13 protein-coding genes, 3 tRNA genes and 1 pseudogene are annotated in these 15,849 nt (G+C 42.7%); 14 read left to right on the top strand and 3 right to left on the bottom strand.

The features are described 5' to 3' along the window. Positions 1–224: 224 nt before the first annotated feature. The 4 genes from ACTHRG_RS18585 to rocF all read left to right on the top strand — a co-directional run bounded on the left by ACTHRG_RS18585 (position 225) and on the right by rocF (position 1,603). A tRNA-Lys gene (locus ACTHRG_RS18585) sits at positions 225–297 on the top strand. Positions 298–364: 67 nt separating this feature from the next. Further along, a tRNA-Gly gene (locus tag ACTHRG_RS18580) sits at positions 365–439 on the top strand. A 3-nt stretch (positions 440–442) separates the two neighbouring features. Beyond that, positions 443–518: transfer RNA gene (locus ACTHRG_RS18575), tRNA-Ala, on the top strand. Between the two features lie 179 nt (positions 519–697). Beyond that, positions 698–1,603 (top strand): arginase, encoded by a 906-nt coding sequence (rocF, locus tag ACTHRG_RS18570; protein WP_076262537.1) that lies wholly within the window; start codon positions 698–700, stop codon positions 1,601–1,603. 41 nt (positions 1,604–1,644) lie between these two features. Here the strand turns inward: rocF and ACTHRG_RS18565 are convergent, their stop codons facing one another. After that, positions 1,645–1,803 carry an aspartyl-phosphate phosphatase Spo0E family protein gene (locus tag ACTHRG_RS18565; protein WP_076262539.1) on the bottom strand — a complete coding sequence of 53 codons (159 nt, stop codon included), beginning with the start codon at positions 1,801–1,803 and terminating at the stop codon, positions 1,645–1,647. A gap of 175 nt (positions 1,804–1,978) precedes the next feature. On the opposite strand from ACTHRG_RS18565, the gene sigW reads away from it, so the two are divergent. From sigW to ACTHRG_RS18520, 9 genes and pseudogenes are all read left to right on the top strand, one after another. Then, the gene (gene sigW, locus ACTHRG_RS18560) at positions 1,979–2,542 is read left to right on the top strand and encodes an RNA polymerase sigma factor SigW (protein ID WP_061794087.1); all 564 of its coding nucleotides are present in this window, start codon (positions 1,979–1,981) and stop codon (positions 2,540–2,542) included. Positions 2,543–2,559: 17 nt separating this feature from the next. Then, a complete protein-coding gene (locus ACTHRG_RS18555; RefSeq protein ID WP_440231758.1) occupies positions 2,560–3,195 on the top strand; it encodes a zf-HC2 domain-containing protein in 636 nt (211 codons plus the stop codon). Between the two features lie 186 nt (positions 3,196–3,381). Continuing rightward, the gene (gene cdaA, locus ACTHRG_RS18550; protein ID WP_076262545.1) at positions 3,382–4,209 is read left to right on the top strand and encodes a diadenylate cyclase CdaA; all 828 of its coding nucleotides are present in this window, start codon (positions 3,382–3,384) and stop codon (positions 4,207–4,209) included. Then, positions 4,202–5,524 carry a CdaR family protein gene (locus tag ACTHRG_RS18545; RefSeq protein WP_440231757.1) on the top strand — a complete coding sequence of 441 codons (1,323 nt, stop codon included), beginning with the start codon at positions 4,202–4,204 and terminating at the stop codon, positions 5,522–5,524. The genes cdaA and ACTHRG_RS18545 overlap by 8 nt, the downstream gene beginning before the upstream one ends. 34 nt (positions 5,525–5,558) lie before the next feature. Continuing rightward, complete coding sequence (glmM, locus tag ACTHRG_RS18540) at positions 5,559–6,908, top strand: phosphoglucosamine mutase (RefSeq protein ID WP_035331918.1); 1,350 nt, start codon at positions 5,559–5,561, stop codon at positions 6,906–6,908. Between the two features lie 482 nt (positions 6,909–7,390). After that, positions 7,391–9,193, top strand: a complete 1,803-nt coding sequence (gene glmS, locus ACTHRG_RS18535) for a glutamine--fructose-6-phosphate transaminase (isomerizing) (RefSeq protein WP_076262552.1) — start codon at positions 7,391–7,393, stop codon at positions 9,191–9,193. 207 nt (positions 9,194–9,400) lie between these two features. Then, the gene (locus tag ACTHRG_RS18530) at positions 9,401–9,748 is read left to right on the top strand and encodes a short-chain dehydrogenase (protein WP_076262555.1); all 348 of its coding nucleotides are present in this window, start codon (positions 9,401–9,403) and stop codon (positions 9,746–9,748) included. Between the two features lie 80 nt (positions 9,749–9,828). Further along, on the top strand, positions 9,829–10,260 hold the full coding sequence (locus tag ACTHRG_RS18525) for a DUF4275 family protein (protein ID WP_076262623.1): 432 nt from the start codon (positions 9,829–9,831) through the stop codon (positions 10,258–10,260). Positions 10,261–10,296: 36 nt separating this feature from the next. Next, positions 10,297–10,449: pseudogene (locus ACTHRG_RS18520) on the top strand (O-methyltransferase); the annotation flags it as partial. A 55-nt stretch (positions 10,450–10,504) separates the two neighbouring features. Here the strand turns inward: ACTHRG_RS18520 and ACTHRG_RS18515 are convergent. After that, positions 10,505–11,341 carry a TetR/AcrR family transcriptional regulator gene (locus ACTHRG_RS18515; protein ID WP_076262558.1) on the bottom strand — a complete coding sequence of 279 codons (837 nt, stop codon included), beginning with the start codon at positions 11,339–11,341 and terminating at the stop codon, positions 10,505–10,507. Positions 11,342–11,435: 94 nt separating this feature from the next. Between ACTHRG_RS18515 and ACTHRG_RS18510 the strand changes: the two genes are divergently transcribed. Beyond that, entirely contained in the window at positions 11,436–14,522 is a 3,087-nt protein-coding gene (locus ACTHRG_RS18510) for an efflux RND transporter permease subunit (RefSeq protein WP_076262561.1), read from the top strand. A 53-nt stretch (positions 14,523–14,575) separates the two neighbouring features. On the opposite strand, the gene ACTHRG_RS18505 is transcribed toward ACTHRG_RS18510, so the two are convergent. Next, positions 14,576–15,799 carry an MFS transporter gene (locus ACTHRG_RS18505; RefSeq protein ID WP_440231756.1) on the bottom strand — a complete coding sequence of 408 codons (1,224 nt, stop codon included), beginning with the start codon at positions 15,797–15,799 and terminating at the stop codon, positions 14,576–14,578. Positions 15,800–15,849: the final 50 nt, after the last annotated feature.

The raw sequence follows: 15,849 nt of genomic DNA, 5'->3' as shown, positions 1-15,849 counted from the left end.
GGCTATAGCCAAGCGGTAAGGCACCGGACTTTGACTCCGTCACTCGCAGGTTCGAATCCTGCTAGCCCAGCCATTTTCATGAGAACGAGCCATTAGCTCAGTCGGTAGAGCAGATTGCAGCATCAGTGAGTTACTTCACCCGAATAGCAATCTGTGACAAAACACGCAGTGTTTTGGAACATCTGACTCAGCTGAATCAGGCTTTAGGAAACATCACTCATCATGAGCCATTAGCTCAGTCGGTAGAGCATCTGACTTTTAATCAGAGGGTCGAAGGTTCGAGTCCTTCATGGCTCACTTTATAGAAAAACGCAGACCTTGGGAATCGAATCCTGAAGGTCTTACTTGTAAATACAAATAAGCTGCGGAAGTAGTTCAGTGGTAGAACATCACCTTGCCAAGGTGGGGGTCGCGGGTTCGAATCCCGTCTTCCGCTCCAAATGGGGCCTTAGCTCAGCTGGGAGAGCGCCTGCTTTGCACGCAGGAGGTCAGCGGTTCGATCCCGCTAGGCTCCACCAGCATACATAATATACCAATCCTTAAATCCGTGTGGTTTAAGGATTTTTTTTTATAAATATCGGAAAAACAGGACCTTCACCCCAGGCAGCCGTATATATATACACAATTTTGTCGAGTTGAGTCATGTGTTTGAAAGCGGTTAAAATGTATATATGAAGGGAAAGGGAGGACTTGTATTATGAATAGACAGAAATTATCGATAATTGGGATGCCGATGGATCTTGGCCAGATGAGACGCGGTGTGGATATGGGGCCAAGTGCGATTCGGTATGCCGGAGTGAATGAACGTTTAAAATGTTTATTTGAAGAAATCCATGATCAAGGCGATATTGCTATCGGCCGTCCGGAGGTTCAAATCGATCCAAATTCAAATCTTCGAAACTTACACCTTATTGCTGAAAAAACAGAAATGCTTGCAGAAAAAGTTGATCACGCCATAAAAGACGGTTCTTTTCCATTAGTGCTCGGAGGCGACCATAGCATCGCGATTGGAACATTGGCAGGGGTATCAAAGCACTATACGAATCTTGGGGTAATCTGGTATGATGCCCATGGGGATTTAAATACTGCTGAGACGTCACCTTCAGGAAACATTCATGGCATGCCACTTGCTGTAAGCCTGGGTATGGGCCATCCGCTTTTAACCAATGTTGGGGGATATGGTCCAAAGGTTAAGCCCGAGAATATTGTTATTATTGGGGCAAGGTCATTGGATGAAGGAGAACGGGAGCTTATTAAGGAAAAGGGCATTAAAGTGTACACCATGCATGAAATTGACCGACTTGGAATGACAAAGGTTATGGAAGAGTCTATTACATATTTAAAAGAGAGAAATGCAGATGGTGTTCATCTGTCTCTTGATTTAGATGGGCTGGATCCGCATGATGCACCAGGTGTTGGAACTCCGGTTATTGGCGGCATCAGCTACCGTGAAAGCCACTTGGCCATGGAGATGCTTGCAGAAGCACAAATCATTACATCGGCTGAATTTGTAGAGGTTAATCCTATTTTGGATGACAAGAACAAAACAGCTACTGTAGCAGTTGCGCTTATGGGTTCACTATTTGGCGAGAAGCTTCTATAATAAAGGAAAATAAAAATGAGCAGAACATAGACAAGTTCTGCTCATTTTTTTGCTGTAAGTGTATAATATTTATTTAGAAGTTCATCGAGTTTAATGCTGACATCAACTACCATGTGATCTGTAAAAGATCCGGAAGCTGCTAATTGAATCATTCTTGTCCGGCAGTCCTCAATATCTCTCAATAATTCCTTAACACACACCGCAACCAACCCTTTTCAATAAATTTAGTACTTTTATACCCTAAAAGAAAAAAATTAAACCAGAATAAGTAAAAATTTGCTAATATAGAAATTGAATGTTTTTTTAATTAAAACGAAACCTTTTCCGCTATCGATTCGTATTATCGATTAGCCGCACTGGAGCGGAGGTAAAAAAATGGAGACAATCGTAAAGAAGAGGATAAAGCAAGTATTAAAAGGCGACCAGGATGCTTATGCTGAAGTTGTTGAAATATACAAAGATAAAGTTTTTCAGATTTGCTACAGAATGCTGGGAAACAGGCATGAGGCGGAGGATATCGCTCAAGAGGCCTTCTTAAGAGCTTATGTAAATATTGCCAGCTTTAATATTGACTTGAAATTTTCCACATGGCTCTATCGGATTGCCACTAACCTTTGTATAGACAGAATCAGAAAAAAGAAACCTGATTATTATCTGGATGCAGAGGTCGCCGGAACGGATGGACTGAACATGTATTCTCAAATCGCTTCAGATGCGAGGCTGCCGGAGGATGATGTAGAAAGCCTGGAACTGCAGGAAACAATCCAAAGAGAAATCTCGAAGCTTCCTGAGAAATATCGTTCGGTTATTGTTTTAAAATATATTGAAGAATTATCGCTGAACGAGATCAGTGAAACACTCGATCTTCCATTGGGAACCGTAAAGACCCGGATTCACCGAGGCCGGGAAGCTCTTAGAAATCAATTAAGATATGTTTAATAAAGAGGGTGAGAACTTTGAAATGTCCAGCAGAAATGGTTGTTTATATGCACGAGTACCTAGATGAAGAGATCTCAGCCGAACATGAGAAGGAATTAAGGGCACATCTGCAAACCTGCGTGGAGTGTCAAACTCATTTCCATGAATTAAAGAAAACGATCGCTTTAGTCCAAAGCACTTCACATATACAGGCACCTGAAAATTTCACGGCAAATGTTATGGCTAAATTGCCAAAAGAAAAACGGAAAGTCGGGGTTCAGCGCTGGTTCAGGCATCATCCGCTTTTAACGGCGGCGTCACTCTTTCTTGTTCTGATGATGGGAAGCGTCGCCTCTTCCTGGGATCAGGATCACCAATTATCCGTTTCTAAGCAGCCCAACCTTGTGGTTCAAAACGATAAGGTGATTGTCCCTGAAGGTGAAGTGGTAAAAGGTGATGTAGTGGTTAAGAACGGCGACTTGGAAATTCAGGGCGAGATCGAGGGGAATGTTACGGTCATCAATGGCCAGCGGTATATGGCTTCGGCCGGCAAGGTTACTGGAGAAATCGAAGAGGTTGATGCCATATTCGAATGGCTGTGGTATCACATCAAAACGGCAGCTAAGGATGCTGTAAATGTCTTTGAAACCGGAGAGACAGACAAAGAAAAGTAGTCAATAATATAGAGAATCCCTGCTATAAAGCAGGGATTCTTAGTATGCAAATGACAATGCTGAATTTTCCAGATGGCATATGCTGTTTCAAAATTGGAATTAGCGATGAATATGATATAATATGAAAGTTACATAAAGGAACATTAGGCATTTTTGCTTTTGAAATATATATTTGGAGGAAGGATAATGTCGTTTGCGGATTTCTCTATTTTGAAATTGTTGGCTAATACAATAGACATTCTCCTTGTCTGGTACGTCATCTATAAACTCATAATGATTGTTAAAGGAACAAAGGCTGTCCAATTGCTGAAGGGGATTTTTGTCATTATCCTGGTTAAAGTAGCAAGCGACAAGTTCCATCTGCAAACATTAGGATGGATGATGGAGCAAGTGCTTTTATGGGGATTTCTGGCCATCATAATCATTTTCCAGCCGGAGCTGCGAAGAGCACTGGAGCAATTGGGAAGAGGAAGGTTCTTCTCAAGGACTGCTAATCAGGAGGAGGAAAATCAGGAGAAACTGGTCGAGTCTATTGCGAAGGCTGTAGATTATATGGCTAAACGGCGCATTGGTGCGCTAATTTCAGTTGAGCGGGAAACAGGGCTGAACGATTATATTGAAACCGGTATTGGGCTGGATTCCAGAATTTCATCTGAGCTCCTGATTAATATATTTATACCGAATACACCGCTGCATGATGGAGCCGTTATCATTCAAAAGAATTGTGTGGCGGCAGCAGCCTGTTATTTGCCTTTGTCAGAAAGTCCTTTCATTTCAAAAGAACTGGGCACCAGACATAGGGCTGCTTTAGGCATAAGTGAAGTAACTGACAGCATTACCATTATCGTTTCTGAGGAAACAGGAAGTGTTTCTTTAACCAAAAACGGGGAGCTGCACCGTGACTTAAAGGCTGAGGCATTTAAAGATATGCTTTCAAGTGAATTGCTTGTTCAGCAGAAAATAAAGCAGACTTCTTCAGGTCTTTGGAACTGGAGGGGGAAAAAGAATGGATAAGTTAATTGATAAAATGGTAGACACCCGCTGGTTTATGAAGATTGTTGCCTTGATTCTTGCCCTTTTTCTTTTTGACTCTGTGTATGATGCAGATAAGGAATTAAAGGAAATAAATGTTCCGGGCCAGCAGGATTCAGCCATTATTGAAGATGTCCCGGTGAAAAGCTATTATGATACGGAAAACCTGGTCGTAACCGGTACACCGGATACAGTTGATTTGAGTTTGGAGGGCCCAAAAAGTCACCTTGAGTCAGCGAAAAAACAGCAGAACTTTGAAGTATATGTAGATTTGACAGATGCAGAAATTGGCTCCCAAAGAGTAGAAATTAAGATTCGTGATATCTCAGATAAACTGGATGTGACCATTAATCCTCAATATGCAGATGTGACCGTCCACGAAAAAGTCACCCAGGAATTTAAAGTGGATGCAGAATTTAATAATAGCCTTCTTGGTGAGGGCTATACGGCTGAAGCGGCATCTGCAGAACCAAAGACGGTTAAAATCACGGGAGCCAAAGAAGTAATCGAGCGGATCAGTTTTGTTAAAGCAACTCTTGATGTCAAGGGTCCTATAACTGAGACAATCGCTGATGATGCAACAGTCAGGGTATTGGACCGTGAGATGAATAAGCTTGATGTCATTGTGGAGCCTCAGGCCATTCGGGTAACAGTTCCGGTTAAGCAGTTAAGCAAGACGGTGCCTGTTACGATCGTCCGGAACGGGGAAACGCAAGATGGGGTAACCATTAATTCGATTAAACTTGATGTTAATGAGGCTTCTATAACGGGCCGGGAAGATATTTTGAATGAAACTGAAAGTGTCAGGGTAGAGGTAGATGTCAGCAAGATTGAGAAAGATACTGTGCTAACCCTGCCGGTTATTATTCCGGATGGCATTTCAGCAGTAGATCCTAAAACAGTGAAGGCGTCCATTGACGTCAGCACTGAGGAAAATGCAGGAAAAGAAGAAGAGGAAAACACAGAGGAGCCTGCCGAAGAAACACAGGCACAGGCACAGGATCAGGAGGTAACCAAGACCTTTTCCAGCCTTGCCATTAACTTAGCCGGCTTATCAGAAGAATATGAAGCAGTCCTTAAAAATCCGGCTTCCGGAAGAACAAGTATTACGGTTACCGGGAAAAGCAGCAGAGTTCAAGATCTCAAAGCGGACGATTTTAATCTGTATTTGAGCCTGGCAGACCTTGGAGAAGGTGATCATGAGGTGCCAATCAACGTAGACGGCCCTACAGATATGGATATAAAGCCTGCTGCAGGTAAAGCGACCATAACGATAACAAAAAAAGAAGAAGCTTAGTATAGTTTTTAAAGTTAGAAGGAGCGATTATAAAATGGGTAAATATTTCGGTACAGATGGAGTACGCGGAGTTGCAAATAGTGAATTGACACCGGAGCTGGCCTTTAAGCTGGGCCGCTTTGGGGGTTATGTATTAACGAAAGACCATGATCGTCCGAAAGTATTAATCGGCCGGGATACCCGTATTTCAGGCCATATGCTGGAAGGCGCACTTGTAGCTGGGCTATTATCAATTGGAGCAGAAGTTATGCGCCTTGGAGTCATTTCAACGCCTGGTGTTGCTTATTTAACAAAAGCCTTGGGGGCAGAGGCCGGAGTCATGATTTCTGCTTCTCATAATCCGGTTGAAGATAACGGAATTAAGTTCTTTGGCCCGGATGGGTTTAAGCTTTCCGATGATCAGGAAGCGGAGATTGAGGAATTAATGGATATGGCAGAAGATCAGCTTCCAAGACCAGTCGGAGGAAGCCTGGGGCAGGTAAATGATTACTTTGAAGGCGGACAGAAATATCTTCAATACTTAAAGCAGACAGTTGATGAAGATTTCTCCGGCATTCACATTGCGCTTGATTGTGCGCATGGAGCTACATCGCCGCTGGCAACGCACTTATTTGCTGACCTTGATGCAGATCTATCCATGATGGGCGCATCTCCTAATGGCTTAAATATCAATGCAGGAGTCGGATCTACTCATCCTGAGGCACTATCTGCCTTTGTAAAGGAAAGAGAAGCAGATGTTGGTCTGGCTTTTGACGGAGACGGAGACCGTTTGATCGCTATTGATGAAAATGGCGATATTGTGGATGGAGACCAAATCATGTATATTTGCGGAAAATACATGAAAGAACAGGGAAGACTTAAGCAGAACACAGTCGTTTCTACTGTCATGAGCAATCTTGGTTTCTATAAAGGACTGGAAGCCAACGGGGTCGAAAGTGTGCAGACAGCTGTAGGTGACCGCTATGTTGTGGAAGAAATGAAGAAGAATGGCTATAACCTTGGCGGAGAACAGTCAGGACATATTATTTTCCTTGACTACATCACTACAGGAGATGGACTTTTGACTGGGCTTCAGCTTGTGAACATTATGAAGGTAACTAAAAAGCCATTATCTGAGCTTGCAAACGAAATGAAGAAATTCCCGCAGAAGCTTGTGAATATCCGTGTAACAGACAAGCATCATGTGACAGACAATGAAAAAGTGAAAGAAGTCATTGCACAGGTTGAAGAAGAAATGAACGGAAACGGCCGCATTCTTGTCCGTCCTTCCGGAACAGAGCCGTTGGTCCGCGTCATGGCAGAAGCGCCAACAGGTGAACTATGTGCGTCATATGTAGAGCGCATTGCTGCTGTTGTTGAGAGTGAAATGGGATTAAAAGAGTAAAAAGCACAATTCATATGCATAAGGGAACTCCTGAGCTCCCTTATGCATATTTTTATATATGGCAGCTTCCATCTTTTCTATATCCCTATTTGTTGACGGAAGTCTGACTTTGATGTATGATAATCCTGTTTTTGTATTTAAGAATACAGGACATCCTTATTCAAGAAGAGAAAGGTGGATAGTGAGAGAGAATAGTAATTTAAAGCGCCTGAACTGATCCTGGACGTAAGGATTAGTTGACGAGGAGGAGGTTTATCGAATGTTCGGCGGATGCCTCCCGGTTGAAAGCACAACCGATGATTTCTTCTTTAAAACATTCAGGCAACTGAATGGACAAAGAGAAGGGAATGCTAAATTTAAGAAGCGCTCTTCTAAGAGGCTGTCATGCCCCTCAGAGCGGCGTATATAAAAAAAACAGAGATAAGGGGCAGGACTGCCCCGAAAAGGCTTCTTGCCCCTTCATTATTAGGAGGAAAAGAAGTATGTGTGGAATCGTTGGATATATCGGAAACTTAGATTCAAAGGAAATTTTATTAAAAGGCTTGGAAAAGCTTGAATATAGAGGCTATGATTCAGCAGGAATCGCAGTTATGAACGATAACGGCGTTCAGGTTTTCAAGGAAAAAGGCCGTATTGCGGACCTTCGCAGTATTGTTGATGAAGATGTAATGGCAAACACAGGAATTGGACACACCCGCTGGGCAACTCACGGTGTGCCAAGCACAGTCAATGCCCACCCTCATCAAAGCAATTCCGGCCGTTTTACGCTTGTTCATAATGGCGTAATTGAGAACTATGACATCTTAAAGCGCGAATATTTGCAGGGAGTAGCTCTTCAAAGTGATACAGATACAGAAATCATCGTTCAGCTGATTGACTTATTCGTGAGCGAGGGATTAAGCACTGAAGAAGCGTTCCGTAAAACGCTGACACTTTTAAAAGGCTCTTATGCAATTGCTCTTTTGGATGCAGAAAACAATGAAACGATTTTTGTAGCGAAAAACAAGAGCCCGCTTCTGGTTGGATTAGGCGAAACTTTCAATGTAGTCGCTTCTGATGCAATGGCGATGCTGCAGGTTACAGATCAGTATGTTGAACTGATGGACAAAGAAATCGTTATTGTCACAAAAGATGCTGTTCAAATTCAGACACTGAATGGTGAGGCTATCAGCCGTGATCCATATACAGCTGAATTGGATGCAAGCGACATTGAAAAGGGAACATACCCTCACTACATGCTGAAAGAGATCGATGAGCAGCCTTTAGTGATGCGCAAAATCATCCAGAAGTATCAAAATGATCAAGACGAGCTGACGATTGATCAGGAAATCGTTGACGCGATGAACGATGCGGACCGCATTTATATCATTGCTGCAGGTACTTCTTATCATGCAGGACTTGTTGGAAAGCAGTTTATTGAAAAAATCGCAAAAATTCCAGTTGAAGTTCACATTTCAAGTGAGTTTGGCTACAATATGCCATTGCTTTCAGAGAAGCCGTTATTTATCTTTATCTCTCAGAGCGGTGAAACAGCAGACAGCCGTGCCGTGCTTGTGAATATTAAGGAAATGGGCCATAAGGCGTTAACCATTACAAACGTTCCAGGTTCAACTCTATCCCGTGAAGCGGATTACACATTATTGCTTCATGCAGGTCCTGAAATTGCCGTTGCTTCTACAAAGGCATATACAGCCCAGATTGCTGTATTATCTATTCTTGCAGAAGTAACTGCGAAGAGCCGCGGATTGGAGCTGGACTTCAACCTTGTACAGGAGCTCGGCATCGTTGCGAATGCCATGGAAGTTCTTTGTGATGCGAAGGAAGAGTTCGAAGACATTGCACGCAAATTCCTTTCCACTACTCGCAATGCGTTCTTCATTGGCCGTGGAATCGACTTCTATGTTGGCCTTGAAGGTGCACTTAAACTGAAAGAAATCTCATATATTCAAGCTGAAGGCTTTGCAGGCGGAGAATTAAAGCACGGAACTATTGCTCTAATCGAGAACGGTACGCCAATCATTGCCCTGGCAACTCAAGAAAGTGTTAACCTAAGCATTCGCGGCAACGTCAAAGAGGTTGTTGCCCGCGGAGCAAACCCTTGCATCATTTCCATGAAAGGGCTGGAAACAGAAGAAGACAGCTTTATCATTCCGGAAGTGAACGAGCTATTAACACCTCTTATCTCTGTAATACCATTACAATTAATCTCTTACTTTGCTGCCCTGCACCGCGAGTGTGACGTAGATAAGCCGCGTAACCTGGCTAAGTCGGTTACTGTGGAGTAAGGGGATATTTCATCAAATAAGATGTTCCCTAAAACGAGTGGAAATTGGAGGATTGCCTCCAGTTTTCCTCGTTTTTTTTTGTCCAAAGCGGGGAAGCAGGATTCTGACAAAAAACAGGAGAATAAAGAAGTAAATTAGGGAACAACCCATTAAACGACAGTAGAAAGATTAGTTGAACAATATGTTTTATTATGAAGGGAGAATAATATGCCTTGTGTACATGAATTTGGGATACTTGATGATTTAGATAAGCAGAAAGACTACATTCAATATGAACCACACAAATACAATTGTGTTTCTGTTAATGATGATAGTATAAAAAGTCTTGATAACTATTTATCTGCCATGAAGACCTATTATCATTCATTTAGTCGTTCAGAATTCGGTTTAGCCTATTACGGGATTACCCTTATTCCACCTGAGTCGTTATCATTATTTTATGATATTGTCACGTCAGCAGAGTATTTTAAGAAATCTGATGAGCTTAAGGAACTTGCTTCAAAAATCATACAAGCAATAGAGGAAGAGCAGTGCATGATTCATTTTGGTGTTTAATATTAAGTGTATTAGGCTTTTTTAATCAATAATTATAGAAATTATCATTATTACAAGTGGGTGTTAGATTGGATTATACAATGGAATTTGCAGATTCTCTGAGAAGTAAAAAAGTAAAAGTAAAAGAAATAACTAAATGGGGAGCATACCTGAGAAAGCAATGGGAAGAAAGTTTTGCTAACCATCTCAGTGATAAAGAAAAGAAGTCCATTTATTTTTATGACGATGAAGATGGCTTTTGTGGCTACTTATGGCACTTATTTAGTTATGAGAGAAGGGAATGCTTAAAGGAGGAACAGGCTGATATAGCGTTTAATAAAGAAGTGAAGATGTCTTGTTACGTTTTTTATCAGCATTCGGATGATGCTCTTATCCTTGAAAATACTTCACTTTTAACAGCCAGGGACTTTGCAGATGAAGAGGATATTTACGTAGTAGATAAAAAGTTTAATTGGACTTATATAGTAACCCATGAAACAGGCTGGTGCGGTCCATATTTTAGCCGGAAGTGACCTTTAATCTTTACATTTTAAGAAGAGGAGGAGGAGGCAAGAGGCAGTGTAGCAGACGGGAGTGCTGAACCTGGACGTCATACTGAATTCATGAAAAAATTTAATAAAACAGTTGCTGACCATCCTCAATTGGAATCGGTGCTTATTCCTATTGGTGATGGACTGACAATCTCAAAAGTAATTAAATAAAGGCTTACAAAACACAAAAGCAGAATGCTCGATGAAGCATTCTGCCTTTTATTGTCTATAAATCGTAGTAATTTAAAAGCAAATAAGCAATCCATCTGCTTTGAGGGCAGTTTTGGATATTTGCAATCAGCCCTTGTACAATAGCTGGACTCAAGCTGCGGTCCTGTACATCCTTCTTTAATAGGATGAGGGATTCCTTTTCAATCGAATCTTCTAGTTCCTCTATTTTCTGCGCCATGATTTCAATCATTTGACCGTCTGTCATCTCTTCATGTCCGGCCTTCCTGAACGTGTCATAGAGCTCGTCTGTTATAAACGGGATTTCTGAGTGCTTTGCCAGCAGGTCCGTTTTTTCAACGAGTGACCGGCACAGAAGGTCCAAATCCAAAGGTATATTGAAAAATAAAAATAAATGAGAGTACACATGCATGAAGCCTTTGATGCAATAAATTAAATCATATTTTGTATGCTGGACAGTCTCACCATATAGCTGGTCCAGCATTGATAGGGTGATATCATCAATTAATTGGTCAAAGTGGCGCCCCTTTGATAGCAGCTCTTCATTAAACGTATGCGCTTGTTCCTTAATAAAAATCTTGGCGAAGTCAGAATGCTTTTGAAAGGAGTGGAAAGTGGTGTAATAAAACTTCCTTAAAAGCTCTCCGCCTGTATTATTCGGATCTTTGACTATTCGGTCAATATCTGAGACAAACTGATCCATAAACTGATCGATCAAAGCCATGATTAATTCATCTTTTGATTTGAATGATAAGTAGAAAGCTCCTTTGGAAATACCGGAGTGAACGGTGATCTGCTGAACAGAGGTAGCTTCAAACCCTTGCTTGGCAAAGAGTTCTAAAGCGCTTTCCATAATTAATTGCTTCTTGCTCATGTAAGAATGTCACTCCTTTTTGATTGACAAATGACCACCTGGTCATTATTATATGTAATTGAGTCTAATAAGTCAATTTAGGGTAGGTGCACAAGTGAAAGGGTTAGTGAATTTTGTCCTGCAGAATAAACTTGCAGTCTGGCTGTTAACAATTATTATCACGGTATCTGGCATTTATTCAGGTACACGGATGAATATGGAGACTATTCCGGATGTCTCAATTCCTTACTTAATGGTAATGGACGTATATCCGGGGGCAACTCCTGAAAAAGTGATGGATGATGTGTCCATCCCAATCGAAAAAGCCGTCGAAGGCCTTGAAGATGTTAAATCTGTTTACTCAAATTCATATTCTAACATGTCGAATATCCAAGTGGAATATGAATATGGTATTGATATGGACGAAGCCAAACGTGCTCTTCAATCGGCTCTGGATGCAGTGGAGCTGCCGGAAGGAGCACAGGAACCGACCATTACGGCCATCAGCATGAACATGATGCCGGTTGCTGCGCTGAGTGTAAGCAGCAAATCAGAGGATATTGTGGAGTTAACTTCAACAGTAGAAGATATCATACTGCCAAAACTTGAAAAAATTGATGGTGTAGCATCAGCGACCATCACGGGCCAGCATGTGGAAGAAGTGCAGCTCACATACAACGAAGAAAAATTGGCTGAGCTTGAGCTCACCGAAGATAAAGTAAAGGAAATGATTCAGGCAAGCAACATGGCTGTATCATTGGGACTTTACGAATTTGAAGAAGGTGAGCAGGCTGTCGCAGTGGACGGCAAGTTCATGACCGAGGATGAATTAAAGAACATGCTCATCCCGGTAACACCAACCGCACAAAACCAGTCACCTTTTGTGAAGCTTAGTGACATTGCCGAGATTGATACGGTCGGCAGAGTGCAATCTGTATCACGTACAAATGGTGATGATGCCATTGCCATTCAAATCGTCAAAGAACAGCAGGCTAACACTGTTGAAGTAGTCAACAATGTCAAAGAATTAATCAAGGAAGAAAAGGAAAAGATTGATGGCCTTGTCATAGATCTTTCACTTGACCAAGGTAAGCCGATTGAAGATTCCGTTTCAACTATGATTGAAAAGGCCGTGTTCGGCGGGCTGATTGCAGTCTTGATTATTTTGCTGTTCCTGCGTGATTTTAAATCAACGATCATCTCGATCGTATCGATTCCAGTTTCGATTTTTATGGCGCTGCTATTGCTTCACTGGATGGATATTACGCTGAACATAATGACGTTGGGAGCCGTTACGGTTGCCATTGGCCGTGTTATTGATGACTCAATTGTAGTCGTTGAAAATATTTACCGCCGCCTTCATCTGAAGGAAGAAAAACTGACAGGGCGCGCACTTATTCGAGAAGCTACGATTGAAATGTTCAAGCCAATCCTCTCCTCGACATTGGTAACCGTTGCTGTATTCGCACCGCTCATTTTTGTCGGGGGAATGGTCGGCGAGCTGTTTACGCCATTCGCTTTGACCATGACTTTCGCGCTTGGTGCTTCACTTCTTGTAGCGATTACCATTGTTCCGGCACTATCTCATTTCTTGTTCAAAAAGAAATTATATAGTGAAAAAACGGAAGGAAGCCATAAAGAGGCTGGAAAGCTGTCAAAATGGTATAAAGGCATACTTGAGAAGACTCTTAATCATAAGATTATTACTTCCATCATTGCCGTTGTCCTGCTGGCGGGAAGCTTAGCGCTGACACCTTTGATCGGATTCAGCTTTATGGGCAGCGAAGAAGAAAAAGTGATGTACTTAACGTACACACCTGAAGCTGGAGAATTGAAAGAAGAAACATTAAAGAACGTTGAAGCAGTAGAAGAAAAAATGCTTAAACGTGATGATATTGACATTGTTCAAATATCTGTAACCGAGGAAGCGGACCAAATGACTGCCATGATGGGCGGAGGTGCAGGCGGTGCCTTAATGTACCTGATCTTTGACCCTGAAATGGATAATTTCCCTGAAGTCCGTGAAGAAATAGAAGATTATGTGTTTAATATCGGACAATCTGGTGAGTGGAAAAGCCAGAGCTTCACCTCTATGTCCGGTTCAACCAATGACGTCAGCTACACATTCTACAGTGAAGATTTAGATAAGCTGAATGATGCTGTCAAAATGGTCGAAGATGTGCTGAAGGAAAATAAAGAATTGGAGGATGTTTCTTCAAGTGCAGAAGATGCCTTTGTTGAGTATACCTTCAATGTGGAGCAGGATGAACTGCTGCAGTACGGTCTGACAGCGGGGCAAATTGTCATGATGCTGAATCCTTCAAACACCAAGGATGTTCTGACAACGATTGAAAAAGATGGTGAAACCCTTGAAGTCATCGTCCAGCAGGAGAAGGCGGAACAGCCGAAATCCATTGATGATATTCTGAAGACTCAAGTACCGACAGCAATGGGTACAACGATGCCTCTTTCCGAGCTGGTCACAGTGGAAGAGGGCACGACACATAACACGCTTGCCCGCAGTAAAGGTGAGTACTACGCAACCGTATCAGGCAGTGTGAAAGGCGATGACATCTCAAAGGCTACTTCTGCAGCAGATGACGCGATTGATAAATTGGATCTGCCGAAAGGTGTAACAGTTGGTGTAGCCGGCGTTCAGGCGGATATGAATGAGACATTCACACAGCTGGGCGCTGCGATGCTTGCTGCGATCGCGATTGTGTACTTTATTCTGGTTGTCACATTCCGTGAAGGAGTGGCGCCATTTGCGATTCTCTTCTCCCTTCCATTTGCCGTGATTGGTTCGTTTGTTGGCTTATTAATTGCCGGTGAAACCATTTCTGTATCGGTCATGATGGGAATGCTCATGCTAATTGGTATCGTCGTAACCAATGCCATCGTTCTGGTGGACCGGATCATCCATATGGAACGTGACGGCCTGGTCATGAGGGAAGCCGTACTGGAAGCGGGAGCAACCCGCCTTCGCCCTATCCTGATGACAGCCATTGCGACAATTGGCGCCTTAATTCCACTGGCCATCGGCTCCGGCGGCGGTGGAGGGCTTATCTCCAAAGGCCTTGCGGTTACCGTTATCGGCGGTCTGGCAAGCTCGACACTATTGACTCTGATCATTGTGCCGATTGTGTATGAAGTATTATCGAAAATGTTTAAGAAAAACCGCAGAGAAATCGAAGAAAACTAATAGAAAGCCCTGCAGGATAGGTGAATGCCTGCAGGGCTTTTCTCTTTATTCAACTAAATCCCCCTGATAAACTCCCTCTTTTCTTTTACAAGATCGACTCTTGCAAATAAAAGTGCATACATAACAGCAAAAATAAGATATGCCAGGCCAATGATCAGGCTAAGGGTCCTTGGAGCAAATATCTCAAGCAAAAATCCTGCTGTACCCATGGAGACAGCCAGGGAAAGGTTTGAGATCATCTCCATTAAACCGAAAAAAGTTCCCTGCCTGGATCGGGGTATGAATTTCATCATCACGGTATCCAGGCAGATGTTGCCGATTCCACCCGCAAAGGTGATCAGCACGACAGTGAAAAGAGCTGCGTAAAAGCTTGGCGCGAGACTCAGTAAAACATGGCCGGCGCCTTCTAATGCGATAAAGATGATCGCAAGTGCCAGGAGGCCGCGCTTCATCATATGAGAAAAAAAGGAGCTTAGAATAAGGCCAATTCCCAGTGCGCCATACATAAATCCCACACCCAACTCACCCATATCAAAAACTTCCAGCCCGTATATACTGACAAGAATATTGTCTATGCCATTGGCGAGCGGCATGGTCAGCATCATAATAAAAAAGGCAGTCAGTGCGGAAGAGCCAAGAATCAGTTTCCCTGGTGAAATGGCTGCCGATGTCCCCGGTTTCCTCCTATGTTCCTCGGAAACTGATGGGAAAACCATTCTGGAGATCAGATACGCTGATAACAGAAAGGTAAGGCCGTTAATCATAAAAGCAGCATGGTTTCCAAGAAAGTAGGCGAGGATTCCGCCGGTGCTTGATCCAATAATGAGGACGGAACCGATCATAATTTGTTCAATCGCATTTACATATATGAGCCTATCTGATTTTACAAGGGCAGGTATCGCAGACATCCTGGCCGGTGAATAGATGGCTTCGCCCATTGAGATCAGGAGTGCACTTGTATAAACAATCCATAGATCCCCTGGTTCCCTTACGAAAAGAAGGCAGAGGACGGCCGGCACTCTCAGCAGGTCCACTGTCACCAGAATGGCTTTCTTGGAAAAGCGGTCTGCGAGCATGCCCCCTATTGGAGCAATGAAGAAAAAGGGTGCCATGCGAATGGCGAATAAAAGGCCGATTGCGACTCCAGAGCCGGTTACATGGTAGAGTAGCGCAAGCAGTGCAACCTGTGTAAATCGATTTCCAATTCCATTAATGACACCAGCCCAAAAGAGCTTTTGATAATTTTTCTCCTGTTTCCATACAGTCCAATTTGTCATGTTAATGCACCTCAGTGGAAAGTGATTCGATAGTTATCTAATTTGTCGGC

The organism is Cytobacillus sp. SAFR-174 (assembly GCF_051964675.1).
GTDB lineage: Bacteria > Bacillota > Bacilli > Bacillales > Cytobacillaceae > Cytobacillus.
Note: the sequence above shows the minus strand (reverse complement) of the source record. Positions and strands in the feature narration are given on the sequence as shown.